The 26,022-nt window shown below is 60.2% G+C and carries 21 protein-coding genes; 15 read left to right on the top strand and 6 right to left on the bottom strand.

What is annotated here, in order from left to right; all coding sequences use genetic code 11:
- Position 1: 1 nt before the first annotated feature.
- Both G3M56_RS00825 and G3M56_RS00830 read right to left on the bottom strand, forming a co-directional pair.
- Entirely contained in the window at positions 2-892 is an 891-nt protein-coding gene (locus G3M56_RS00825) for a rhomboid family intramembrane serine protease (protein ID WP_164364935.1), read from the bottom strand.
- A 160-nt stretch (positions 893-1,052) separates the two neighbouring features.
- Positions 1,053-2,903 (bottom strand): phosphoenolpyruvate carboxykinase (GTP), encoded by a 1,851-nt coding sequence (locus G3M56_RS00830; protein WP_164364934.1) that lies wholly within the window; start codon positions 2,901-2,903, stop codon positions 1,053-1,055.
- A gap of 319 nt (positions 2,904-3,222) precedes the next feature.
- Between G3M56_RS00830 and G3M56_RS00835 the strand changes: the two genes are divergently transcribed.
- Both G3M56_RS00835 and G3M56_RS00840 read left to right on the top strand, forming a co-directional pair.
- Complete coding sequence (locus tag G3M56_RS00835) at positions 3,223-4,206, top strand: hypothetical protein (RefSeq protein WP_235203510.1); 984 nt, start codon at positions 3,223-3,225, stop codon at positions 4,204-4,206.
- A gap of 582 nt (positions 4,207-4,788) precedes the next feature.
- The gene (locus tag G3M56_RS00840; RefSeq protein ID WP_164364932.1) at positions 4,789-5,556 is read left to right on the top strand and encodes a peptidoglycan recognition protein family protein; all 768 of its coding nucleotides are present in this window, start codon (positions 4,789-4,791) and stop codon (positions 5,554-5,556) included.
- 64 nt (positions 5,557-5,620) lie between these two features.
- On the opposite strand, the gene G3M56_RS00845 is transcribed toward G3M56_RS00840, so the two are convergent.
- Together G3M56_RS00845 and G3M56_RS00850 are read right to left on the bottom strand one after the other, a co-directional pair.
- Complete coding sequence (locus G3M56_RS00845) at positions 5,621-6,445, bottom strand: YdjY domain-containing protein (RefSeq protein ID WP_164364931.1); 825 nt, start codon at positions 6,443-6,445, stop codon at positions 5,621-5,623.
- Between the two features lie 147 nt (positions 6,446-6,592).
- On the bottom strand, positions 6,593-8,404 hold the full coding sequence (locus tag G3M56_RS00850; protein ID WP_164364930.1) for an assimilatory sulfite reductase (NADPH) flavoprotein subunit: 1,812 nt from the start codon (positions 8,402-8,404) through the stop codon (positions 6,593-6,595).
- Between the two features lie 604 nt (positions 8,405-9,008).
- Here G3M56_RS00850 and G3M56_RS00855 point away from each other — a divergent pair.
- The 12 genes from G3M56_RS00855 to G3M56_RS00910 all read left to right on the top strand — a co-directional run bounded on the left by G3M56_RS00855 (position 9,009) and on the right by G3M56_RS00910 (position 21,871).
- Entirely contained in the window at positions 9,009-9,959 is a 951-nt protein-coding gene (locus tag G3M56_RS00855) for an IS110 family RNA-guided transposase (protein WP_164365767.1), read from the top strand.
- Between the two features lie 565 nt (positions 9,960-10,524).
- On the top strand, positions 10,525-11,118 hold the full coding sequence (locus G3M56_RS00860) for a trimeric intracellular cation channel family protein (protein WP_164365699.1): 594 nt from the start codon (positions 10,525-10,527) through the stop codon (positions 11,116-11,118).
- Positions 11,119-11,241: 123 nt separating this feature from the next.
- On the top strand, positions 11,242-12,234 hold the full coding sequence (locus G3M56_RS00865; RefSeq protein WP_164365708.1) for an AAA family ATPase: 993 nt from the start codon (positions 11,242-11,244) through the stop codon (positions 12,232-12,234).
- Positions 12,231-13,124 carry a DUF58 domain-containing protein gene (locus tag G3M56_RS00870; RefSeq protein ID WP_164365700.1) on the top strand — a complete coding sequence of 298 codons (894 nt, stop codon included), beginning with the start codon at positions 12,231-12,233 and terminating at the stop codon, positions 13,122-13,124. The genes G3M56_RS00865 and G3M56_RS00870 overlap by 4 nt, the downstream gene beginning before the upstream one ends.
- 10 nt (positions 13,125-13,134) lie before the next feature.
- A complete protein-coding gene (locus G3M56_RS00875) occupies positions 13,135-13,590 on the top strand; it encodes a hypothetical protein (protein WP_164365701.1) in 456 nt (151 codons plus the stop codon).
- Complete coding sequence (locus G3M56_RS00880) at positions 13,587-14,621, top strand: VWA domain-containing protein (protein ID WP_164365702.1); 1,035 nt, start codon at positions 13,587-13,589, stop codon at positions 14,619-14,621. The genes G3M56_RS00875 and G3M56_RS00880 overlap by 4 nt, the downstream gene beginning before the upstream one ends.
- Positions 14,622-14,627: 6 nt before the next feature.
- Complete coding sequence (locus G3M56_RS00885; protein ID WP_235203511.1) at positions 14,628-16,769, top strand: VWA domain-containing protein; 2,142 nt, start codon at positions 14,628-14,630, stop codon at positions 16,767-16,769.
- A gap of 19 nt (positions 16,770-16,788) precedes the next feature.
- On the top strand, positions 16,789-18,462 hold the full coding sequence (locus tag G3M56_RS00890; protein ID WP_164365704.1) for a BatD family protein: 1,674 nt from the start codon (positions 16,789-16,791) through the stop codon (positions 18,460-18,462).
- A gap of 3 nt (positions 18,463-18,465) precedes the next feature.
- A complete protein-coding gene (locus tag G3M56_RS00895) occupies positions 18,466-19,233 on the top strand; it encodes a tetratricopeptide repeat protein (RefSeq protein WP_164365705.1) in 768 nt (255 codons plus the stop codon).
- Between the two features lie 22 nt (positions 19,234-19,255).
- On the top strand, positions 19,256-20,113 hold the full coding sequence (locus G3M56_RS00900; protein ID WP_164365706.1) for a fructosamine kinase family protein: 858 nt from the start codon (positions 19,256-19,258) through the stop codon (positions 20,111-20,113).
- A 231-nt stretch (positions 20,114-20,344) separates the two neighbouring features.
- Positions 20,345-20,752, top strand: a complete 408-nt coding sequence (locus tag G3M56_RS00905) for a hypothetical protein (protein ID WP_164365707.1) — start codon at positions 20,345-20,347, stop codon at positions 20,750-20,752.
- Between the two features lie 168 nt (positions 20,753-20,920).
- Positions 20,921-21,871 carry an IS110 family RNA-guided transposase gene (locus tag G3M56_RS00910; protein WP_164365767.1) on the top strand — a complete coding sequence of 317 codons (951 nt, stop codon included), beginning with the start codon at positions 20,921-20,923 and terminating at the stop codon, positions 21,869-21,871.
- Between the two features lie 156 nt (positions 21,872-22,027).
- Here G3M56_RS00910 and G3M56_RS00915 read toward each other — a convergent pair whose 3' ends face one another.
- Positions 22,028-22,900: an N-acetylmuramoyl-L-alanine amidase family protein gene (locus G3M56_RS00915; RefSeq protein WP_164365406.1), complete on the bottom strand. Its 873-nt coding sequence runs from the start codon at positions 22,898-22,900 to the stop codon at positions 22,028-22,030.
- Positions 22,901-23,077: 177 nt separating this feature from the next.
- Between G3M56_RS00915 and G3M56_RS00920 the strand changes: the two genes are divergently transcribed.
- On the top strand, positions 23,078-24,388 hold the full coding sequence (locus tag G3M56_RS00920) for a muramidase family protein (RefSeq protein ID WP_164365407.1): 1,311 nt from the start codon (positions 23,078-23,080) through the stop codon (positions 24,386-24,388).
- A 303-nt stretch (positions 24,389-24,691) separates the two neighbouring features.
- Here G3M56_RS00920 and G3M56_RS00925 read toward each other — a convergent pair whose 3' ends face one another.
- On the bottom strand, positions 24,692-26,005 hold the full coding sequence (locus G3M56_RS00925; protein ID WP_164365408.1) for a paraquat-inducible protein A: 1,314 nt from the start codon (positions 26,003-26,005) through the stop codon (positions 24,692-24,694).
- Positions 26,006-26,022 lie beyond the last annotated feature (17 nt).

Consider the following 26,022-nt stretch of genomic DNA (forward strand, 5'->3'; position numbering starts at 1 on the left):
TCTAGAGATCTTTGCGCGCGCGCTCGAGCACGTCGCGTTCTTTGGTGCTGAGCGAACCAATGCCCGACTTCGCGATTTTGTCCAGCACCGCATCCACTTCGTCGCGGGTCGGCGGGCCGCTTGTCGACGGCTTGGCCGCAGTCGCCTTGCCTCCGCTCATCACTTTGAACTTGCTGCGTCGGCGCCCACCACGCTTGGGTTTGATCATGCTCACCCCACGGTTCGCCCAGTCGAGGGACCGCGGGTTGCGCGCCAGCAGCCATCCGATCAGCGCGCCGCCCAAATGCGCAGCCTCACCTCCTGGGTTTCGACCGCCCGCAAGCAAGGCCAACACGGACAGCACCAGGAAAAAGCCTCCCAGTTGTTTGATCGAAAACTCAAAGGGCAGAAAAAGCGGCCGCACCCGAACATTCGGCATCACCGTCATCAGCCCGGCCACCAGCCCATACAACGCACCCGATGCCCCAACCACCGGCGTCATCGGCGACACCTTCAACAAATCGGGAACCAACAACACCAGCAAAGTCAGCAACAACGCTCCGCCGATTCCACTCAGCAGATAGAACGCGAGAAACTTACGCTCCCCAAAATGCGCCTCCAGCACGCGCCCCAGGAAGTAGATCCCGATCATGTTGAACAACAGATGGAAGAAACCTCCGTGCAAAAATTGATAGGTAACCACACGCCAGACCTGCAAGCCGTACACTCCCTGCTCCACTGAAAACGCACCCCAGGAAGTCGGTGCCAGCGCCGCCGCACGCGCTGAACCAAACAACACGGAGTCGATCAAAAACACGACCACGTTGATCAAGATCAACGTCTTCACCATACTGCGCTGCCCGATACCCGGCCGACGCCCAATGCGTGTGTAATCCCTGTCGTAAAGTCCCATACTCGCGTGATTGTCGTCGGCCCACTGTGAAGCCACCTCCCGTCCCCGGCAATGCCGATTTGTGTCAAGATACCCCAGCCCCGCTCCGGCCAGCCCCACACACCGAGAAAACAAGCGCCCCGCACCGAAGCACGGGACGCAGGAAATCCCCCGTCACCGATTAGGACAACCGCCCGGTCAGCAACTCCTTCTGGTAGATCATCTCTTTCGGCATCGGATCGTAGAGCTTCATGTACAACTCCCCTTGAGAGATGATCTCTTCCTTCCATTCATCGTAGGAAAAGTTCATCGCCTTCTCGAAGTCGTAGTGGCTGAAGTTCTCCAGCCCGTCGAAGTTGAAGTCCGAGTACTTGGGGCGCCACCCGATCGGCGTCTCATGACCAGCCACCTTGCCGCGGCAACGGTTCACGATCCATTCCAGCACCCGCATATTCTGCCCGAAGCCAGGCCACAGATAGTTGCCCTCATCATCGCGGCGGAACCAGTTCACATGGAAGAAGCGCGGAAACTCGGTCAGGTGCCGCCGCATGTCGTACCAATGGTGCAGGTAGTCGCCCATGTTATAGCCGCAGAATGGCAACATCGCCATCGGATCGCGACGCACGCCCGCCTTGAGCCCAGCCGCAGCCGCCGTCACCTCCGACCCCATGGTCGCCCCGACATACACGCCGTGGCTCCAGTTGAACGCCTGGTAAACCAAAGGCATCGTGCTCGGACGCCGCCCACCGAAAATAAACGCACTAACCGGAACTCCCTCCGGATTCTGCCATTCAGGATCAATCGTTGGGCATTGCTTCGCAGGCGCGGTAAAGCGCGCGTTAGGATGCGCCGCCAACCTGCCGCAGCCAGGCTCCCAGTCCTCACCCTTCCAGTCGATCAAGTGCGCCGGCGGTTCTTTGGTCAGCCCCTCCCACCACACATCGCCGTCATCGGTAAGCCCCACGTTGGTGAAGATGGAGTTCTCCTTCATCGATTCCATCGCAATTGGGTTGGTCTCGTAAGACGTCCCCGGAGCGACACCAAAATACCCGGTCTCCGGGTTGATCGCATGCAACCGCCCATCCTTGTGCGGCCAAAGCCAGGCAATGTCATCGCCAATGATCGATGTCTTCCACCCCTCGTATTCCTTCGGCGGCACGATCATCGCCAGATTCGTCTTGCCGCAGGCACTCGGAAACGCACCGGCAATGTACGTCTTCTCACCATCCGGAGACTCCAATCCCAACACCAACATGTGCTCGGCCATCCAGTTGTTATCACGCCCAATGCACGACGCGATACGCAGCGCCAGGCACTTCTTGCCCAACAACGCATTCCCTCCATAACCAGACCCGTACGACCAAATTTCGCGCGTCTCGGGAAAGTGCACGATGTACTTCTCGTCGTTGCATGGCCACGGATCGTTGTCCTCCACACCCGCGGCAAGAGGTACACCCACCGAGTGAACACACGGCACAAAGTAGCCATAGCCCTGCCGCCCTTTCGGTGCATCGCCTCGCATCTCGCTCTCATAACGCTCGAGCACATGCCTCCCGGTGTGGCACATGATGCGCATGTTCACCACCACATAGGCAGAGTCCGTCAACTCGATGCCAATCTTGGCCAATGGCGAGTCCGGAGGACCCATACAGAATGGGATCACATACATGGTGCGCCCCGCCATCGATCCATCGAACTTCTCGTTCATGATCACCTTCATCTCCCGCGGGTGCATCCAGTTGTTCGTCGGCCCCGCATTCCCTTTGCGGCGCGAGCAGATAAACGTCCGGTCCTCCACACGCGCCACATCCGACGGCTTTGATCGAGCCAGATAACTATTCGGCCTTATCTCAGGGTTGAGGCGTGTGAACGTCCCTTTCTCCACTAACAGATCGCACAACTGCTGGTTCTCATCTTCAGATCCATCCACCCAGTGCACGGCCGACGGCTTGCACAAGGCGACCATTTCTTCGACCCACTGCAGGAGCTTTGGTTCTGCGGTTGGCGTTCCAGTAACAGGAGGATTACTCATAGTTTACAAAGAGGTAATAGGTTCAGGTGTATTGAGTACGAACGACCATTCGTTATGGCCGCGTGGAATTGGAATTCCTGCGCCAATTCGCCACCTTTTTTCTCGTGACCAGTCCGCGCCTACCCCGCTCTCCGAACTCGGCGATTGCATCCCCCCGCCGAATTTCCGATGCTCGGCAATCATGACCTGCTCGCCGCTGCGCTCATTTCTTCTCTACTCGGCCATTCCATGGACGTGTGCGCTCACCCTGCTCGTCTTAACCACCGGCTGCGACCAACCAACGGCACCGCCTCAATACTCGCCACCTCCGCCGCCAACTGTGCCCCCCCAACCCAAGGCCTCGCTAGGGACAATTGAAGGAACCTTGGCCGGCGAGCCCATCTCCATTCCGCTCAACACCCACGAAACCCTCCTCAGTGTCACCTCGTGGGAAGGCCTCAAACACGCCGAGGAACCCGAATCCGACGACGCTCTCAGCATCGAAGCCTTTCTCTTCGGTGCCGACGCCTGGAAGGGCCCCGCCCGCCGGCTCTCCATCGACCACCAAAGCGCCGATGCCTCCCTCCAGCTTCACATCGAGTTTGTCGGCGTGTTAGCCATCGACCAATCGCTGCGCGCCCTGCCTGGCGCCACACTCACCCATCAAGGCATCACCTGGTATCCCGAGGCCAATGGCACATGGACCGCTGAAAACGGATCCGTGCTACCAAACTATCAAATCGAGCTCACTGTAAAGCGCTACACCCAAGGCACCGGCGCCCTCACCGGCACCCTCAACGGCAGCTTCCTCGACCCAACCACCCCAAGCGTGCCCCCAAAACCACTCATCGCCAACTTCACCATCCACCCCGCCGCCAAACCCACACCGGAACCCACACCGGAACCCACACCGGAACCCACACCGGAACCCACACCGGAACCCACACCGGAACCCACACCGGAACCCACACCGGAACCTGCAGAGCAACCAGGCGACGCCCCCGTGAAAGTCGTGGTTCCCAGGGTCGTGACCATAGAAGAAATTCTGGCCGCCGAGGAAACCGAGGACGACTCCGCTCCCGAAGACGCTCCCGAAGACGCTCCCGAAGACGCTCCCGAAGACGCTCCCGAAGACGCTCCCGAAGACGCTCCCGAAGACGCTCCCGAAGACGCTCCCGAAGACGCTCCCGAAGACGCTCCCGAAGACGCTCCCGAAGACGCCCCCGAAGACGCCCCCGAAGACAACTCCGACAACTCCGACAACTCCGACAACTCAGACTCGGCTATCGATCCCCCAGCTCAATCCGCCTCAGACATTCCCTGAAAGGGAAGCGCAAATCAGCCCAGGGTGAAGGGAGCCTCAGGCGACCACACCCTGGGACAAATCGCCCAGCCGCATGCTGGCCGAGCCTATGACTCCGCCAAAGCGCAACGCACACCCGATGGCCGCTCGCCTATCGCCGATGCACCAATAACTGGTACCGGGCTCGCCCAACACGATCACCCACAATCTCGAATCCGACTGCGATTGGGATACCGATAACTATATTAATCGGAAACGGACCGCTCGCCTCCCCTAGACTGGGTCGCTGCGCTCCGATTAGGATTTGGATGACGATAAGGATAAAGACCGTAACAACGGCATCTCTCCGTATCTCCAAGACGGGTCGATTTTCCCCTTCCCTGAAAGGGAAACGCAAACCAGCCCAGGGTGACGGGAGCCTCAGGCGACCACACCCTGGGTAAGATCACCCAACCCCAACCAGGCCTAGCCTACGACTCCACCGAAGCGCAACGCACAACCGATGGCCGCTCGTCCCGCGCCGGAACACGCATTCCCGCGTCCCACGCAGCGCTTCTATACTATTTCTTGCAGCTATAGTTAGATCCGCGCACAATCCACCCCATGCCCCCCGCGATCCGCCTCCTTCTCACCGCCACACTCGGAGCGCTAGTCGTCCTAGCATCGACCAGCTGCCAATCGAGCAAGCTCACCTATCTCGAGCCCCCCACCCAATTCGAATCTCCCGAGGAACTTTTCTACAGCCTCAACCTGGAGCAGGACTTCATCCGCCGCGGCACCGCCGGACGCTGGAAATTCCGCCCGATGCAGCCGCGCTATATCACGCTGCACTCCACCCAGAACTACGCCCACGGAGCCGACGCCCATCGCCACGCCCTCGCTCTCAAACGAGGTGCCCTCAAAGGACACAACAGCCTCGGTTACATGACCTGGCACTTCACCGTCGACGACTACCACACCGTCCAACACCTTCCAACCAGCGAGCGCGGCGAGCACGCCGACTTCGAAGGCCCGGGCAACCGCTACTCCATCGGCATCGAGATGTGCGAACACGCCGGCCATGATCGCGCCAAAACCGTCGACCGCTCAGCCCGCCTTGCTGCTGCGCTGATGCACGCCTACGACATCCCATTGCGCAACGTCGTGCCGCACCACCACTGGCCGCGGGCATACTACAAGCAGCCCCACAAGAACTGCCCACATTTCTTGTTAGACAACGGCAAACCCGGTGCCACCTGGCGCGACTACCGCAAACGCGTCAAAGCCTACTACACGCAGATCAAAGACAAGAAGCTCGCCGCTCCCGTCTTTCCACTCAGCCCCGGCCGCGTCACCCGCATCGACCGCGACAACCACGGGCCAAGGGGGTAACTCAAGTAGCGGGTAGCAAGCAGGTAGTAGCAAGAGCCCTCCCTACCCGCTACTTCCTACTTTGCTACTTCTTCGGCAGCTCCAGCACGAGCTGGACGTTGCGGCCTTTTTTCGGCAGCGCCTCCTGGTTTGCCGCGTGCATTTCGTCCTGATCGCGGCCGCGGCGGATACCGTTGATCAACGCAGCGCTGTCACCGATCACCGCAACGATCGACCCTTCTTTCTCTGCGGCAAACCCACCGCCGTAGAAGTTCGATCCGGTGTAAAACCAGGCACCATCCGCCAGCGGTTTACCCGCCGACTGCGGCCCAAGCGAGGTGTCCGCTTTCACCACGCAATCCGACAGCGGCATTTCCCTGTCGGGCCCGTTGGTGGCCCAGGTAACTTTGGCGCGAACTCCGAACTCACTCGGGATCGCAGTCTCGTCCACCGGCCACTTGGTGCCTTCAAATCCCTTCATCCCGAGCAAAATGCACGCCAAATGCACATCGCGCGGACGTGCCTTCGTCGTAAAGACCGATTCGTGCACCTTGCCGCTCTCAGCAACCAGCAGGTACTCCACAATCCCCCGGTCCATGTTCACCGTCATCGGCACCGTCACTGTGCGCGCCTTCTTGTCGAAGGTCACCTTGCCAAGACGATACACATGCTTGCTCACCTTTTTGATTTCCAGCCCACTCTTGATCTCCTCGGCCATCTGCTCGCGGGTGATCGTCGGTCCGCCACCCGGGCCCTCGTGACCACCGCGGGGAGTGAACTTCCCTGAAGAATCCACCCTGCCCTTGTCGGAGGAAGGCTGGGCTTGCGATTGGGCGTGAATAGAGAAGGTACCCACTACGGCACACACACCAACAACCGTTGCTACGACGGGGGAAAGGAATCGTTTCATGGCAGTTTTCGTTTTGTTGTGATGGCTCACTAATCAGAGTCAGGGAGCCGGCGGATGGGTATAGCACAGCCCATCCCCACCAACCATAAAAAATGCGCGCACCCGGAATCCCACCGGATGCGCGCATCAAAACAACTGCGTATCAAATTAGTACACGTCGCGCTGGTAACGCTTCGACTTCTTCAAGTCCTCCACGTAGTACTCAGCCGCGTCGCGCTTGAGTCGGGCTTCCTTCATCGCAATCGCGATCAGTGCCTCGTTCACATCGTTGGCCATGCGCGATGCATCACCACAGACGTAGAAGTGGGCGCCCTCTTCGAGCCACTTGAAGATCTCCTTCGAGTTCTCAAGCAAGCGGTGCTGGACGTAGATCTTCTCCTTCTGGTCACGCGAGAATGCCACATCGAGCTTGTCGAGCGTGCCGTCCTTGAGGTGCTGCTGCCACTCAAGCTGGTAGAGGAAGTCGTAGGTGTAGTGCTGGTCGCCGAAGAAGAGCCAGTTCTTACCCTTCTCGCCGAGAGCCGCACGCTCTTCGATGAACGAGCGGAATGGAGCCACACCGGTACCAGGTCCGACCATGATGATCGGCGTGTCACCGCGCTTAGGCAGTTTGAAGTTCTTGTTGGCGTGGGTGTAGACGCCGACGGTGCTGTCGCCTGGGGTGAGGCCGTCCGCGATGTAGGTGGATGCCACCCCTTTGCGGTCGCGACCGTGGGCGTTGTAACGCACCGAGGCAATCGTCAGGTGCACCTCGTTCGGGTGAGCGTGAATGCTCGACGAGATCGAGTACAAACGCGGTGGCATCTTGCGCAGAATGCCGGTGAAGTCAGCGGCCGAGAGGTCCTTCACAGGGAAGTCGGTCAGCACGTCGACAATCTGACGGCCCCAAAGGTAATCCTTGAGCTCTGCTTTGTTCGAAGGATCAAGCAGCGCGCTCAGTTTGTCCGACTGCGCCAGCTCGTTGTACTTCTTCAGAATCGTTGGAGAAATCCCGGTGATGTCGAGGTTCTCGGTCATTGCGTCGATCAACGGACGCTCGCCTGCCCCCTTGACGGAAACCTTCGCCGATGGATCAAACCCACCCGCCTCAAGCACGGACTCCACCACGTCTGGTGCGTTCTGTGGGATCAGTGCAAGTGCGTCACCCGCGTCGTAAGACATGCCCGATCCTTCAAGACCAAGCTCAAGGTGCCACGTCTCTTTGGACGAGCCTTCGCCGTTCAACAACACGCGGTTGAGCACCGGCGCCGGGAATGGGTTCTTCTTGCCGTAGGCTGCTGCAGGAGCCACTGCGCCTGCAGCTGGAACCGCCGCCACAGCTGGAGCTGCTGCAGGAGCAATCGCTTCAAGTGCTCCAAGCACCGCGCCGATCCACTCTTCGTGCGTCTCGTCAAAATCCACATCGCAGTCCACACGGTCGGCAATGCGCTTCGCGCCAAGTTCTTCCAATCGCTTGTCGAACTGCTTACCGCACTCACAGAACTGCTCGTAGCTGGTGTCGCCCAATGCGCACACCGAGAAGTTCAAGCCATCAAGCTTCGGTGCGTCCGCACCCATCAGCTTCTCGTGGAATGGCACCACGGCGTCTGGTGGTTCACCGTCGCCCCAGGTCGAAACCACCAACAGCGCGTTCTGCGCCTCTTTGAGTTCGTCGAGGGTCGTGTCGCCAAGGCTCTTCACCTTGACCTTGAAGCCCTTCTTCTTGAGCAATGCCGCATCGTCCTCGGCCAACGCCTCGGAGTTACCCGACTCAGTACCGAAGAAAATGGTCACAGGAAGCGCGGCTGCAGGAGCTGCTGCGGGCGCGGCCACCGCACCGGCAGCTGGCACCGCGCCAGCCGAAGCGCCTGCCAGGAACCCGCTCAACCACTGGATCTGACCTGCATCGGCCGATGCCAATGCCAGGTTCAGCGCCTGCCGTTGCTCAGGAGAGAATGGAGAAAAATCAGGAAGCTGCATAAACTGATAAGGTTTGTAAGGAAAAGACCGATACGCGGGATTTACGATTCTGCAACCGACGATTGCTCAACGCCCAACCACGTCACGGGGGCGCACTCTTCCACAAATTCCTCGCAACCTCAAGCGACGGCTTTGTGATAGCCACCCCACGCCCATCCCATAAAGCGCCGCCCACTCCCCACCAAACTCCTTATCTTTATCCTCTTCCTGATCCAAACCCTCACCGCCTCGATCAGGATACCGATTGAAGATGCCCCACTCACCGCGCCAGGGCTGGATCGCTGCGCTCCGATTAGGATTTGGATAACGATAAGGATAAAGAACGCGGCAACGAGATCTCTCCATATCTCCGAGACGGGCCAATTCTCTCCTTCCCTTGGTTGGTCAATTTGAGCTATTCCTAGCTCCATCGGTTTCATACGAAACCGGAGGTTGATCAAGGTGGGGGTGGCCACCCCCACCTCGATCGCTGAAACAGTCACTCCGTTCCTCCTCGAGTCCTTGAACTCGTCTTTCAGCAAGGAGGCCTGTTTCCCTCAAATCCATCTGCAGTTCGTAGAGTTGCAAGAGCCCGAGAGCTCGTAGATCCAAGGTTGAAATACAGATGAACACTCAGAACAAACACTATATCGGCGTCGATGTCAGCAAAGATAAACTCGACTTTTATCACCCCAAAACAAAGCGCTCCTGGACCGTTCCCAACACTCCATCAAAGGTAAAATCGGAGCTCCTCAAGCTATCCAAACAACAGGACGAAATCCACATCATCTGTGAGCCTACCGGTGGCTATGAAAAGTGCCTCCTCGCTCAAGCATTGGAGCTAAACATTCCCATCAGCCTGGTTAATCCAAAGCGAGCACGAGCATTTGCCGAGGCCATGGGAATCTCAGCGAAAACTGACGCGATGGATGCCACGGTCTTGTCTCGCTTCGGAGAGTCGATCACCCCGGCATCCCGCGTAAAACCTACAGCTCTGCAGGAGAAGATGTCAGCGATCGCCAGGATTAAGGATCGTTTCACCCGCCAAGCTGCAGCTCAGAAAACGGCCCTTCAAAAGGTCACCGACAGCTTTGTGAAGAAGGAGCTCAAGACCCAAATCCAAAGCCTTGAGCGAGCGATTGCTCGTTGCCAAAAGCAACTCGACACACTCATTGCGAAAGACGCCGTGCTGCGTGAGAAGAAGCGCAAAATCGAGTCGATCAAAGGACTTGGTCTGGCTGCATCCACGGTCTTCTTGTCTGAAATGCCAGAACTGGGCGCAATCACCGACAACCAGGCTTCGGCTTTAGTTGGAGTTGCGCCATTCAACAAAGACACCGGCACTCATAGCGGCAAGAGGCACGTCCGCGGAGGAAGGCATTTACTCCGGCGCAGCCTCTACATGCCTGCTCTATGCGCCACGAACCACAACCCGATTTTGAAGGAATTTTATGGCCGTCTGATCGCCAAAGGAAAACCTCATCATGTCGCCATCACCGCCGTGATCCGAAAGCTTGTCAGACTCGTAAACCGCCTTCTTTCCGACCCCAATTTCGAGCCGATAAAACAAAATTAGAAACAGAGTTGCTGAAAGGGAAACGCAAACCAGCCCAGGGTGACGGGAGCCTCAGGCGACCACACCCTGGGTAAAACCGCCCCAAAAACCAGGCCGAGCCTACGACTCCGCCGAAGGGCTGCCCGCTACCGATGGCCGCTCGTCTATCGCCGATGCACCAAACGCAGGCACCAAGTTCGCCAAACACAAGCGCCCACAACCATGAGTCCGCGCACGATGGCGATGGCGATGGCGATGGCGATGGCGATAGCGATAGCGATAGCGATAGCGATAGCGATAGCGATAGGGATAGGGATAGGGATAGGGAGCAACTCTGACGGCGAGGACACCCTCGCTCACCTCACTTTCCCGCTTGCGAGCCGCGGGCTTTGGTTCAATACTCCCCAACCCATCGGCGTAATCGCCGCGTTATTCCTTTCCAACCCATTCACCACCATGTCCCGAGCATCCATCTACGTCTGCGGCATCATCCTCGTCCTCGGCCTCATCGGCTTCTTCCTGGTCTACGGCGGCAAAGTGCTGCAGATGATCACCAACGGCTAATCCCACTTGAAAGATCCCGCCCATGATTCTTCTCTGGGATCTTCTTGGAACATTCGTTTTCTGCCTGTCCGGCGCATTGGCCGGCAAGCAGACTGAAATGGACATCTACGGGATGTTCGTTGCCGGCTTGGTCACCGGCACCGGCGGCGGCGCCCTGCGCAGCGTCCTAATTGGCGACGTCCCGCCGGCGATCTTCACGATCCCGCACTACTTCATCGTCGCGGCATTGGCCACGTTGCTTGCCTATTGCCTTGAGCCGTTCTTCCTCAAGATGACGCGAGCGGTCTCGTTTTTCGACGCCCTCGGCCTCGGGTTCTTCGTCTGCCTCGGTGTCCGCACCGGCCAAGTTCACGAGCTTCCGTGGTGGTCATGCACTGCCATGGGCGTCATTACCGCCACCTTCGGCGGCGTCATCCGTGACATCATCCGCAACGAAGTCCCGCTGGTCTTCCGCCGCGAAATCTACGCCACCGCCTGCATTATCGGCGGACTGATCCTCATCGGGCTCGACTTGATGGGCGTTCAAAACAGTCTGGCAATGGCAATTGCCACCTTCAGTGTTGCATTGATCCGTATCCTTGCGATTCGATACGCGATCAACCAGTCGCACGCCTAGCACCACTCTGTCCTCTCCCGTTCACCGCAAAAATTCCTGTGAACGACCAAAACAGAGTAAACAAGCCACTCACCGGCGTGCGCTATGGCTACCGCATTTTCTGTATTCACTGAACGCATTGTCATGAGCCACCCCTCATCCCCACCATCCCTCGCCGAGATCCAAGCCGCCAACACCTGGGTTCAGCCGCTCCGCGATGAACTAGGCACCGTCCTGATTGGCCAAAACGAACTCGTCGACCGCCTGCTCATCGGCCTGCTCTGCAATGGCCACCTGTTGCTCGAAGGCGTACCCGGACTGGCCAAAACCCACGCGGTGAACTCGCTGGCGTCCTGCCTCAATGCCACGTTCAAGCGCATTCAGTTCACCCCGGACCTGCTCCCTGCCGACGTCTTGGGAACCATGGTTTTCAACCCGAAGGAAAGCACGTTCCAACCGCGGCTCGGCCCGGTCTTCGGCAACCTGGTGCTCGCCGACGAAATCAACCGCGCCCCGGCGAAAGTCCAAAGCGCCCTGCTCGAAGCGATGCAGGAACGCCAGGTCACCCTCGGCGAAACCTCGTACCCGCTGCCCGATCCATTCCTCGTGCTCGCCACCCAGAACCCGATCGAACAGGAAGGCACCTACCAACTTCCGGAAGCCCAGCTCGACCGCTTCCTACTCAAACTCACCGTCGACTACCCAACCCGCGACGAAGAACTCGAAGTGCTCGACCTGATGGGTGGCGTGGAATCCCCGCCAAGCCCGAAACCCGTCACCGAGATCGCCTCGCTGGTGGAAAGCCGCCGCATCGCATCCCGCATCCACGTCGACCGCAGCATCAAGGAGTACATCGTCGACCTCGTCCGCGCGACCCGCGAACCACAAGCCCTCGATCCGTCGCTCGATGGACTCATCCGCACCGGCTCATCCCCACGCGCCACGTTGAACCTCACCCGCTGCGCCCGCGCTCTCGCCTTCCTCGCCGGACGCGAGTTCGTCACCCCTGACGACGTCCGAGCCATCGCCCCGGACGTGCTGCGCCACCGTATCCTGCTCACCTTCGAAGCAGAAGCCGAAGAGGTCACCACCGACGACGTCATTGCCAAGTTGTTGAACAAACTTCCGCTGCCTTGAACGACGAACTCACAGCGATCCTCAAAAAAGTGCGCCGCCTGGAGCTGCGTACCCGCTCACTCGTGAGCGAGAACCTGGCCGGAGAGTACCAGAGCTCGTTCCGTGGCCAGGGGATGGACTTCCACGAGTTCCGCGAGTACACCCCGGGCGACGACACCCGCGCCATCGATTGGAATGTCACCGCCCGGATGAACGCACCGTTCATCCGCACGTTCATCGAGGAACGTGAGCTCACCGTGATGCTTGCGGTCGACGTCAGTCCGTCACTGCGCTTTGCCAGCGGCCCGCAGAGCAAGCGCGATCTGGCCGCCGAACTCGCCGCCTTGCTTGGGTTCAGCGCCATTCAAAACAACGACAAAGTCGGGATGGTGCTCTTCTCACACGAAGCCGACCGCATGTTCCTCCCCGGCAAACAACGCAACCACATGCTGCGCCTGCTGCGCGAAATGCTCGCCGCAGAGCCGTCGGAAGGAGAAACCCGCATCACCCCGGCGCTCGACGCCATCAACCACGCGCTTCCACGCCGCTCGCTCGTCATCCTCATCAGCGACATGCTCAGCGATGACATCGAAGACACCATCAAGCGCACGGCCCGTCGCCACGACCTGCTCGTTTTGCAGATCAAAGACCGCGCGGAAGCTCTGATGGGCGCACGCATCCCGCTGTTGATCGAAGACCCGGAAACCGGTCGCAGTTCGGTGATCTCGCCGTTGAGCAAATCCGCCGCGGCAGACCTGCAGCGCCGCCTCAATGCTGCGGACGAACAGCTGGCCACCACGCTCAAGCGAGCCGGTGCCGGCCACATCGTGCTCCACACCAACGAAGACTATCTGCCCGCGCTGCACGGCTACCTGCGCCAGCGCGCGCGCACCCGCCCGTCCGCATCCTAGCCGATCTCCCATGCTCGAACTCGACGACATCATCCCACCTGAGATCCCACAACCCGAGCCCGTCGTGTGGCCATGGGTTGTCGGTGGCGTGGTGCTTGCCGCCTTGATCGCAGCCGCCGTCTGGAGGGTCACCATGCGCAAGAAGTCGCCCCAAGGCACACCGGCCGTGGTCAGCGCACGCGAATCATTCACCGCACTTCGCCACGCCCTCGCCACCCACAAAAACACGGCAGACTCAATGCCCGGCGTCGTCCACCGCTGGATCAACCAAACCCTCGAAAACCACGCGGAGCTCGATCCCGACACCATCGCCGCGTTGGTCAATGTGCGCGACCAACTCGCACCGCACCGCTTCCTTCCACCAGCACGCTGGCAAGCCGAGCTCGACACCGATACCATCACCAGCACGCTCGCCGATGCATTGGGCGCACCTGCTGAGGATCCAAAGAAAGGAGGCTCGGCATGATGTGGGAAAACTTCCAATTCGCCCACCCCTGGGTGCTGTGGCTCGCTTTGCTCCTCCCACTCCTGCTTCTCGGCGCGCGCCGCAAGCTCGGCGGCCAGGGGCTCCGCGTCACATTGCCCAAGCCGGTGACCGAGCACGCCACCGTGCGCCGCAGCCACATTGGGTTCTCCGGCTGGATCGGAGTCGCCCTGCTGTGCGGTATCGTCGCATTGGCACGTCCGCAACTCGTCGACTCCGAGGACATCCGCGAGTTCAGTGGCATTGAAGTCATGATCGCACTGGACGTCTCGCGCTCGATGACCGCCCGCGACCTCAAACTCGACAACCAGGCCGCCAAGCGCCTCGAAGTCGCGAAAAAGATCACCAAAGAGTTCATCGAACAACGCCCGAACGATCGCATCGGCATGGTGGCTTTCTCCGGCCAACCCTTTCCCGTCGGCCCATCCACGCTTGACCACCAGTGGCTGAACGACCACATCGATGACCTGCGCATCGGCCTGGTCGAGGACGGCACCGCAATCGGATCGGCCATCTCCAGCGCCGCATCGCGCATCGACAAGCGCCCGGCCAAAAGCAAGGTCATCGTGCTCGTCACCGACGGCGCCAACAACGTCGACAACATCGACCCGATCGACGCCGCCAAACAAGCCGCGCTGCTCGGCATCAAGGTCTACACCATCGCCGTCGGCACGGAGGGCGAAGTCCAGATCGAAGTGCCCGGACCATTCGGCCGCCCGCGCCTCGCCACCATGGTCAGTGAGTTCGATCCTGAAACCCTGCAGGAGATCGCCGAAGTGAGCGGTGGTGCGTTCTACCGCGCCGGCAGCACCAAGTCGTTTGAGGACGCTTTTGCCACCATCAACGAGTTGGAAAAGACGACGCAGACGAAGACCACCGTTTTCCGCACCAGCGAACTCTTCCACTGGCCGGCCGCTGCGGCCTTGCTCGCGTTGGTGATTGGCACGCTGATCCCACCATTGGACGAGCGCGCCGCCAACCTTCCCCGCCCGCGTCACCTCAAGACGAACTGATTACCCATGACATTTGCTGCTCCAGCCTGGTTTTTCGCCTTCGCCGCGATCCCGCTGATCATCGTGGCGCTGGCGGCCCAACGTGCCCGCAAGCGCCGCATGATCGAAGCGGTGGTTTCCGCACGCGTCGCGGATTCCGTGTTCCCGGCACGCAATGTGTCGGGGGCTGCCCGCACAAGCTTGAGGCTGCTGGCAATTGCTGCGTTGATTGTCGCGCTTGCCCGCCCACAATCCGGTAGCACCGAAGTGCGAGAGGTCGCCAAAACCCGAGACATCTTCATCGCCGTCGACGTCTCAAAAAGCATGCTCACCCGCGACGTCTCGCCAAGCCGCCTCCAGCAGGCGCGCATCATCGCCTCGGATCTGGTCGACCATTTCAAAGACGACCGCATCGGAATCATCTCGTTCGCAGGCACCGCGGCCACCGCAGCCCCACTCACACTCGACCACAGCGCGGTGCGCGAAACCATCGAGCAACTGGACGTCACCAACATCCCCGTCGGAGGCAGTGAACTCGGGTCGCCCATCCGCATCGCAGGCGAAAGCATGGTCAACAAGGACCTCAGCGGCGCGCTGCTCGTCGTCCTCACCGATGGCGAAGACACCGAGGTCAATGAACGCTCGGCCTCGGAGCTCGGCGACGCATCCAACCGCAATGTGAAACTGCTCACCGTCGGACTCGGCACGGACAATGGCGAACCCATCCCAGACCCTGACCGAGGCGGACGCCCGGTCGTCGACCGCCAAGGAAAAACCGTCATCTCACGCCTCGACCGCGACGGGCTGATGGAGCTCGCCCGCATCGCCGACGGCAACGCTATCTTCACCAGTTCGCCCGCTGCGGTCATCGCTTCCGCAGAGGAGGCTCTGAAAGGAATGCAATCCACGGAAATCGAGCAGGAAGTAAAGCAAGCCGCCATCGAACGCTTCACCTGGCCATTGGGCGCAGGGCTCGGCTTGGCGGCACTTTCACTGCTGCCCGGCCTACCGACACTCGTCCGCTCGCTGCGCCGCACCAGCACGCCGCTCGCGCTCGCCGTCGTCGGGGTAGCCACCATTTTCACCACCAACGCCCGCGCCGAATCTGCTGCGCAAAGCCACATCGCCAGCGGGGACAAGCATTGGCAGGCAGCCGACCACGAGGCCGCTCTCAATGCGTACCGCGATGCACTGAACGCGGAGGACGCCGGCAAACTCGACGCAGCGACCCGCCATCGCGTCACCGCCACCGCAGGCAGCGCCGCCTACCGGCTCGAACGCTATGACGAAGCCGCCGAATGGTTCGGCCAGTCGCTCGCCCACGGCACCACCACCCAACGCGCCAACGCCGAGTACAACCTCGCCAATGCACTCGCCATGGGAGCGGAAAAATCCATCGCCAGCGAGGAAGCCCAGCAGGACATCGACGCGCTCAAGCAAGCCGTCGCCACACTCCGCACCGCGCTGACCCACTACGACGACGCCTCACGCCACCGCTCGGATTTCCCACAAGCCCGCTCCAACCACGCCAAGGTCTCCCAGCGCATCGACGAGTTGGAAAAGCAGATCGAAGAACTCGAGAAGCAGCAGGAGCAAGAGAAACAAGACCCGCAGGACGGCGAAAACGACCAGGAAAACGAGACTCAAGATCAGGATCAATCGGATCAATCGGATCAATCGGATCAATCGGATCAATCGGATCAATCGGATCAATCGGATCAATCGGATCAATCGGATCAATCGGATCAATCGGATCAATCGGATCAATCGGATCAATCGGACCAGTCGGACCAGTCGGACCAGTCGGACCAGTCGGACCAGTCGGACCAGTCGGACCAGTCGGACCAGTCGGATCAGTCCGATCAGTCCGATCAGTCCGAGCAGTCGGATCAGTCCGAGCAGTCGGATCAGTCGGATCAGTCCGAGCAGTCCGAGCAGTCCGAGCAGGACGGGGACGGCGAGCCCACCTCGTCACGCGATCGCCAACGCGGCACTCCGGGCTCGGTCGCACAGCTCACCAAGGAACAACTGGAGCAAATGAGCGAAGAAGAACGCGAACAGGCAATCGAAGAAATCCGCGCGCTGCTCCGCGCCCGCGCCAACGAGGCCACCGGCGTCCCATTGCGCGTCCCGCCAACCCGCCTGCGCCAACCGGAAAAGAACTGGTAACCCAATCTTTCACTCACCGATGACGAACACCATCCCATCTATCACCCGCCTGCTGGCATGGGTCGCCGCCGTGATCTGGTGCGCCACCCTGACCGCCATTGCCAACCCGAACGACCCTGAGCCCAAGGCCGAACTTCTCTTCATGCCCGAAGGACTCACGGTCAACCAGCGCGGCTACCTCCGCATCCGCATCCCGGATGCCCGCCCCGTCACCTATCCGGAGATCCCGTCCATCCCCGGACTCAACATCCGCCGCATCCGAGAAGGACAGTCGTTCACCAATGGCCAGTCCTCATACGACTTCCTCTACCAGGTCACCGCGATGAACCCAGTCGCCACGGAACTTCCGCCGATCAAAACCCAAACCCGGGATGGCGACTACTGGACACCTCGCAAGCCTCTGAAGGTTCGCTCGAACGACCATCTGGAAAAGCTCGCCGCCAACGACGCCCAGGTCTTCCTCGATGTCTGGACCCCGACAACCCCGGTCTACCAGCGGCAGTCGTTCCCGATGGAAATTGCACTCTACACCACCACCGAGGGCGATTTTGAACTGCCAAACACGCCACCAACCTTCCGTCATGAAGGGTTCAGCGTCGGACGCATTGAGCGGGGTGTCAGCGGAATCTCTCTCATCAACGGCAAGCAGTTCAACTACACCGTCTTCAACACCACGGTGACCCCAGTGCACGCCGGCACACTCACACTCGAGGCCCCATCGATGGACCTCGCATTGGTCACGCACCGCGCCTCCGGATTTTTCGCCCAGCGCGACACCACACCGCTGACCGCAACCGGCGCCGACCACAGCTTTGAAGTGAAAGAACTACCGCCGGCACCGCCTGAGTTCTGTGGTGCGGTGGGCCGTTACACCATGAACGCAAACCTCATCCACACGCCGACAAACGCTGGCGACGCCGTGGAGCTGGAGCTACTCGTCCGCGGCGACGGCGATCCCGAGTTCGTCACCGAACCAAAAATCCAGGACCCCGAAGGAGCGTGGAAAACCTACAACATGGGCGCGTCCCGCACCGTCATGCGCGACGGGTCGGTCGTCTTCAACAAAGTGCTCCGCCCCACCAAGCCGACAACCACACTCCCCTCGTTTGAGTTCGGCTATTTCAACCCGGACGAGGAAGAATACGTCACTCTTTCCACCGATGAACTGGAGCTACCGTGGGACATCAACCAATTCCCGGATCTGAATGCCCCGGCTCCTGTTCCCGCCACCACGCCAGGGATTCCGCCGCAACCGAAGGTGCTCGCGTTCCCGTCGCTGGAATCGCCAAGCTGGGTAACTCCAGGGCAGCCGATCGGTCAGGGCGCATTGATCGCCACCAACGTCGTCGGCGCGGGTGCCGCGGCAGCGCTGATCGCCATGGCAATCCGCCGCCGTCCACGCCCCGACACCGGTGCCCACATGACCCGCAGCGAAGCCCTGCAGCACCTCCGCACCGCCGGTGGAAATGGCTCGCTCGCCGAGCGCCTGCACGCGCTCATCACCGTGCACGACGCCTTGGACAGCCCACCAACCGACACCGAGAACTGGGCTCTGCTGCGCAATGTCCACGACCGACTCACTTACAACACGCAGGACGGCACACCTCCTTCTCAGGAGGAACAACAACGCGCCGCAGCCGCTCTACCTGCCGCGATTGCCGAACTCAAACGTGAAACCCGCCACCTCTCCTAAGCCATGATCCGAATCGTCAAAACACTGGTCACGGCCTGGCTCGTCACAGCTGCGCTCGCCCTTACCGCTCAGGCGGAACCCTCCATCGATCCCGAGGGCGTCGTCGACGCCGCGAAGGAGCTCATCGCCGCAGAGCAATGGGCCACCGCCGCAGAGACGCTGCAGTCGCTTCACGACTCAGGCCACCGCTCCCCCGAAACCCTCGAAGCACAGGGCGTGGCTCTCGCCCGCGCCAACCGGACCGCCGAAGCCAAAGCCGCATTCCTCCAGTCACTCGCTCTCGATCCGTCACGCGCCGCCGATCTGATGGCCAAAATGAACGAAATCGAACCACTCGCCACCGATGAGTCCCGCGGCGACCAATTGACCGTCCTCGCCGCCGTCAGCCCAACCACGTCGCTGTGGGTCGCGCTCTCCGCGTCGTTCTGGTTCACCATTGTTGTTCTGCTGGTGCGCCGCACACTGTGGCGGCACGGCCTCGCCACACTGGCGTTGGTCATCGGCATCTGTTTCACTCTGGCCAGTGCCACCGCGTTGATCGGACGCTCGCTTTTGCCTCCCGCCTCGGACATCGCGGTCGTCGTCAAAGACGACACCCTGCGCAGTGTCCCTCTGGCAAAAAACACAAGCGGTCCGGTTGTCGGAGCTGGGTCCGCAGCCGTAATCAAAGAAAAGAGCGGCGAGTTCACCTTGGTGAAGCAGATGAACAAACCGCACAACGAAGGATGGGTGCGCAGCGAGTACGTGGTGGAAATCCTGCCAGACTCGTAGCAATCCGCATCCCGGTGGCCCGATGAACCCAGATCCCATCCGCCAATCCATCGCCGATGCCGGCTACGACCCGCCAGACGGCGATTGGCATCAAGTCGGCGGCGGCTGCATCTCCAGTGCCATGCACTGGCAGAACTACTTCGTCAAATACGGACCATCCAGCCAAGCCGCCATGATGGAGGCGGAGCGGGAATCCCTGCAGCATCTGTGGCGGGCACAATGCATCCGCGTCCCACGCCCGCTCGCCAGCGGCAGCACCCCCGACATGGCATGGCTCGTGATGGAATGGCTCCCACTCGGTGGAGCCCCGGATCCACGGCGTCTCGGCCGCGAGCTCACCCAACTCCATCAGACCACGTCCGCCTGGTCGCCCCGCTTCGGCTGGCACGGCGACAACTTCATCGGCACCACGCCACAATCCAACGCCCGCACCACAGACTGGTGCGCGTTCTTCATCGGCCAACGCCTGCGCCCGATGCTCGATGCCTGCCACGACCTCGGCATCCACCTCCACCACACCGAGGCTCTGGTCGATGCCTGCGCCACCGTGCTCGACCGCCACAGCCCGGAACCGTCACTGGTCCACGGAGACCTGTGGACGGGCAATGCCGGGTTCCTCGCCTCTGACTCCGCCCCCGTGCTGTTCGACCCCGCCTCCTATTTCGGCGACCGCGAAGTCGACCTCGCCATGAGCGAACTCTTCGGAGGTTTCGGCCCAGCGTTCTTCAAAGGCGTCGACGAGGAATGGCCATTGCCCCCCGGCTACCCGCAACGCCGCACCATTTACAACCTCTACCACATCCTCAACCACGCCATCCTCTTCGGCGGCGGCTACCCCACCCAAGCCCAAAGCATGATCGACGACATCCTCAGAGGCTGAGGAAAGCCGCATTGGTCAGATTTCAGGATGGGCCCCAGCTACGAGAGAAACTCCCGCGTCCCACGAATTCCCCACCACCCCTTCAGGGTGGGATTTATGACGACTTCCTCCATCCCCAAGGCTAAAGCTGTTGGGCTTCGATCCATGTTCCTCTCAGGAACCAAAGCATAGAAGCTCCGCAAATTTCAGGATTGGAACGAACTGCAAATTGCCAGATCATCCACGCTAACCATGAAGTACTTCTTCGCCATGATGGCGGCTGCATCATTTTCGGTGCTCTGCCTCCTGATCCTCCAACGGCCTTACGAGCCGGTCCAACGCGCCTCAGTCATGGATGTGCCACTCGCAGATCGATGGGATCAGATCAATGAAACTCATGAGATCCCACGCTCTCCTAAAACGCAACAGTTCGAGATATATCTCGCCTTCGCCGACTGGAGACTCCAGCGCCTGAGCGAAAACTACCGCAAGATCCATTGGGCATTTCTGTGGTTCGCCGGAATCAACACTATCACTTTCGCGCTACTCACCCGATCTGCTTTCCGTTCCCCCTCCGCCTCTTCCCGCACGCGGTCCTCCTTGGTTGGTCAATTTGAGCTATTCCTAGCTCCATCGGTTTCATACGAAACCGGAGGTTGATCAAGGTGGGGGTGGCCACCCCCACCTCGATCGCTGAAACAGTCACTCCGTTCCTCCTCGAGTCCTTGAACTCGTCTTTCAGCAAGGAGGCCTGTTTCCCTCAAATCCATCTGCAGTTCGTAGAGTTGCAAGAGCCCGAGAGCTCGTAGATCCAAGGTTGAAATACAGATGAACACTCAGAACAAACACTATATCGGCGTCGATGTCAGCAAAGATAAACTCGACTTTTATCACCCCAAAACAAAGCGCTCCTGGACCGTTCCCAACACTCCATCAAAGGTAAAATCGGAGCTCCTCAAGCTATCCAAACAACAGGACGAAATCCACATCATCTGTGAGCCTACCGGTGGCTATGAAAAGTGCCTCCTCGCTCAAGCATTGGAGCTAAACATTCCCATCAGCCTGGTTAATCCAAAGCGAGCACGAGCATTTGCCGAGGCCATGGGAATCTCAGCGAAAACTGACGCGATGGATGCCACGGTCTTGTCTCGCTTCGGAGAGTCGATCACCCCGGCATCCCGCGTAAAACCTACAGCTCTGCAGGAGAAGATGTCAGCGATCGCCAGGATTAAGGATCGTTTCACCCGCCAAGCTGCAGCTCAGAAAACGGCCCTTCAAAAGGTCACCGACAGCTTTGTGAAGAAGGAGCTCAAGACCCAAATCCAAAGCCTTGAGCGAGCGATTGCTCGTTGCCAAAAGCAACTCGACACACTCATTGCGAAAGACGCCGTGCTGCGTGAGAAGAAGCGCAAAATCGAGTCGATCAAAGGACTTGGTCTGGCTGCATCCACGGTCTTCTTGTCTGAAATGCCAGAACTGGGCGCAATCACCGACAACCAGGCTTCGGCTTTAGTTGGAGTTGCGCCATTCAACAAAGACACCGGCACTCATAGCGGCAAGAGGCACGTCCGCGGAGGAAGGCATTTACTCCGGCGCAGCCTCTACATGCCTGCTCTATGCGCCACGAACCACAACCCGATTTTGAAGGAATTTTATGGCCGTCTGATCGCCAAAGGAAAACCTCATCATGTCGCCATCACCGCCGTGATCCGAAAGCTTGTCAGACTCGTAAACCGCCTTCTTTCCGACCCCAATTTCGAGCCGATAAAACAAAATTAGAAACAGAGTTGCTGAAAGGAGGCTGGATCAAAGCTCAGGGCTTCAGCCCAGTGAGTCCTCACCCGAAAAAACGCACCCTGAAAGGGTGCCGGCAACCACCGTCCCACGCGCTAGCGAACTGAAAACTGAACACAAGCACACTAGCAAACTTCTGCCCTATTTCACCGTCAGCACGCTATTGCCGAGTTCACCGGTGCGGTCGAAGCCATAGGTCGGATCTGTCTTCGATCCCTCAAGAAACTCCATGATCCCACGGGCAATCGCTTTCGCGACGGTTTCGCGGAACGCCGCCTTGGCGAACTTGCGCGCATCGTTTGGGTTGGAAAGGTACCCACACTCCACCAGCACCGATGGCGGTGGTGTGTTCTTCACCACGAACAAATTCTTCTGTCGCACCCCGCGGTCGTTGAGCTTTGTCTCGGTGGTCACCGCATCGAGAATCAGATGCGCCAAGGTCGTGCTGCGCCTGTCGTAGAACGTATTCCGTTCCCCATCCCCGTCATTCAACCACTGCAGCTCACCGCCCTTGGCCCCACTATCGTGACCAGCCGCTCGAGGAACCGGCACGGGGTCGCCGTCATGGACATACACTTCCATCCCCGCCACCGACGGCTTGCGGAAACGGTTGAGGTGAATCGAGACAAAAGGCACGCCGGGGTGCTTTCGCGCAATCGCCACCCGGTCTGGCAACTCCACTTGAACGTCCTCCTCTCGCGTCATCACCGCACGGATCTTGTGCCGCGCCAACTCACGCCGCACACGCTGCGAGATATCCAAAACCAACTCCTTCTCCAACAGGGAAAACACCACCGTCCCGCCGTCGTCCCCACCGTGCCCGGGGTCGAGCACGACTTCGACCGGCTGACGCGACAGCCCACCTGCAGACGCTTTCTCTCCAACTTCCGCCTGACCCGCATTCTGGTCACCGGTTCCCATTCCATCACGGAGCGCATAATGCATCGCCCCCATCGCCACCGCCAGGGCGACGACAATTGCGATCCAGATCCCTTTAGGTAATGCACTGTCCATCCAACTCCTCTAATCTCTTGTCCGGCACTGACATACATGCCCACATGAGAATGATCAACCATTCTTAACGACCGTTTCAAATCCACTTGTGATCGGGCACCGCATCACGCATGATGAAGCCCACCCGCATAGGAACGGGGCACCCGCCCGTCCTCCGCCGCGCCGCCCCAGGACATCATGAAATCAGCCAGCGACTTTCATTCATCCCAGCCCGCCCCTGCAGGATCCTTTTCCCGCCGTGCTCTGACCGCTCTCATTCTGACTGCCGTCCCCATCACGGTTCAAAGCGCCACCGCCCAATCTGGCGCGCACAATGCCGACGTCGAACGCACCCAGCGCCTTCAGGATGCCGTGGACGACCAGGCCCGCGAAGTACAGCGCGTGCGTCAGGAACTTGAGCAACTGCGCCAACTCCTCGAAGACACCGCATCCGACCAACCCGTTGAGTTGCCGGATGAAGTGCCGCCAGCGCCGTCCTCCGAGCCAGCAGAACAACCAGAACCAACCCCGGCTGACGAACCAGCCCCCCAACCGGAGCCTCTTCCTGAACCGATCGCGCCAGAGCCGGCCGCTGAGCCTGCTCCCGAGCCTGCCGTTAATCCCACACCTGTGTCCCCGGCACCACAACCGGATCCCGAGCCAGAAGAGCGCATCGTTCCCGCTGCCTCGCACACCATTCAACGCGGCGAGACCTTATCCTCAATCGCACGCCAGTACGGCACAACTTGGCAGGAACTCGCCAAGATCAACGGGATCGACGACCCGGGCCGCCTCCAGTTGGGCCAGGTCCTGACTCTCCCCGGCAGCGTCGCTGTGGCTGAAGATCCAGCTCCGACGCCACAAGCCGAGCCGGAAACCGCCGCCGCAGTGGCTGAACTCGCTCCTCCTGCGAGCAACCGACCCAAGGAACCTGCGACCATCACGGTCAAAAGCGGTGACACACTCTCCGCCATCGCCCGCAAACACGGCACCACCGTGGAAGCCATGCTCGCAGCCAACCCGGGCGTCGTCGCCAACCAACTGCGCGTCGGCCAAAAACTTGTCATCGGCGACGCTGGCGATGTAGCCCCTCCCGGCGAGCGCGCGAAGCCAATTGCCACCCGCACCTACATCGTACAGGAAGGCGAGACCCTCTACGCCATCGCCCGGAAATTCGGCACCACCGCTGAGGCAATCATCGCATTGAACCAACTGCCGGACGCCAACCACATTCGTCTCGGCCAGGAGCTCAAGGTTCCAGCAAACAACGACCAGTCATCAAGCGGCGGCCAATCTCCGGCTCCCATTTCTCCAGACGACATGGCCCCCTACGAAGTGAAGCCAGGGGAAACCCTCTACGGCATCGGCCGCAAGTTCTTCCTCTCGCCGGCCGAAATCGCCCGCATGAACAAACTGCCAGCCAATGCCAACCTTCAGGCGGGTCAGGAGTTGGTGCTCCCCATGCACGTCATGTACTCGCACGCCGCCACCCGCAGCGCCGATCAGTGATAAATTGGGTACGGTTATCCCGCTGGAACGAGCGGGATGGCTGAGCGCCCCCAATCCGATTCCGACATGGGGACCGTCTAAAATGGCGCCAACCTAAGCCCCGCCGTCGTCAATCCCTCCCTGCAAGGGAGACGCAAACCAGCCCAGGGTGACGGGAGCCTCAGGCGACCACACCCTGGGTTCATCGACGCCCCCATCCGGCCAAGCCTACGATTCCGCCAAGGCGCATCACCCACCCGCCGGCCCGACCCCAACACGGCGAGATGCCTTAAGTTAGTGCCATCCGGGACTGCCTAAATTGCATCAGTCCCGCACACCCGCCACGGGATCGGCAACGACCACCCGCTTGAGCTCAATGCGGTTGATTGAGGGGTCGCGCTCGGCCGGCAGGCTCAGCTCCGCCAACACCCAGCGCACCTTGCGGCGGCCCGCGTCCTCCTCCAGGGGGAACGCTTCCTCCTTGAACGCTGCCTCCAGCGCCTTGTGCTGGTCGCTACCACGCTCGACAAACACAGCGTACGAATCGATTCCACTCCCTTGGTAAACAAGGTAGCTGGCGTACTCACTTGGCGGGAACTGGCGCGGATAGCGAGTGGACCGCTCGACCCGCACCAAGGCTTCGAATGCGCGCCGTGGCCGCTCGTCATTCAGACCCGCCCACGGGAACTCGGAGTAATCGACAAACAACTCCCACTCGATCAATTTCTCCCCATCCGGAGTCACCTCAACGACCAAATGCCGCTGGTCTTCTGGCTGAAGTTCCACCAAGGCATACACAAACCGGCTGCCATTAGGAGCCGCCACCACATACGGCCCGGCGCTCAACTTGCCGCCGCTTCCGTCAAACGCAGCCATCCTCGTGTGCCTCTCAAAGGCCAGCATCCGTGGGCGCGTCTCCAAGGGGTGACGACAAAGCTCCAACCTCGCCTCGAAGTCCGAAGCATTGAGAAACTTCGTCATCACTTGCTCAAGCGCGGCTCGCGCGGAGAAATCGCCACCGCCGATACGGAAGCCACGTACTTCCTCCGCCGTGCCCTCGCCTCCGACGTTGGATGCCGCGGCACGTGCTTCACGCGCGGCCTTCGCATCTGCCGCCTTTTCCTGATGATCCTTCACCGCGTCCCAGATAAAAAAGCCGAGAACCGCCAAGGTGATCAACATCAGGGAAATTCCACCCGCCCGGGACTTGAGCCCACCTCCCGGCCGACGATGCGCACGGTGACGGCGCTTCTTGCCACCCGCCGATGCCTGCATCGCCTGGTTAAATGTCGGGACCTGCGCCGCTGCCGCCGGCTCCGCGGGGGGCGCTACTTCCTCTCCGGCATCATCGCTCACCGTGAACGCACAGCCACAGCGGTCACAATCGAAGACAACTTCGCCAGGCTCGATGTCGAGCGCGTAATGCGTTCCACATTCCGGACAATCAATCTCGTAATGCTCCAGCTCGTCCGCTGCGACCGGCCCGGCTGGATGATTCTCACCAAAGACCGCGCCGCAGCGCTCGCACTGGGCTGGCACGTCGCCATCGGAGGTCAGAGGCTGTACTGCATTGCAGCTAGCGCACACCACCATCCCTTCGCCCACTGTTTGGTATCCGATGTTTGATTGATCTTCCATGAATCCTTTCATTGTCG

This window comes from Sulfuriroseicoccus oceanibius (assembly GCF_010681825.2).
Lineage (GTDB): Bacteria > Verrucomicrobiota > Verrucomicrobiia > Verrucomicrobiales > SLCJ01 > Sulfuriroseicoccus > Sulfuriroseicoccus oceanibius.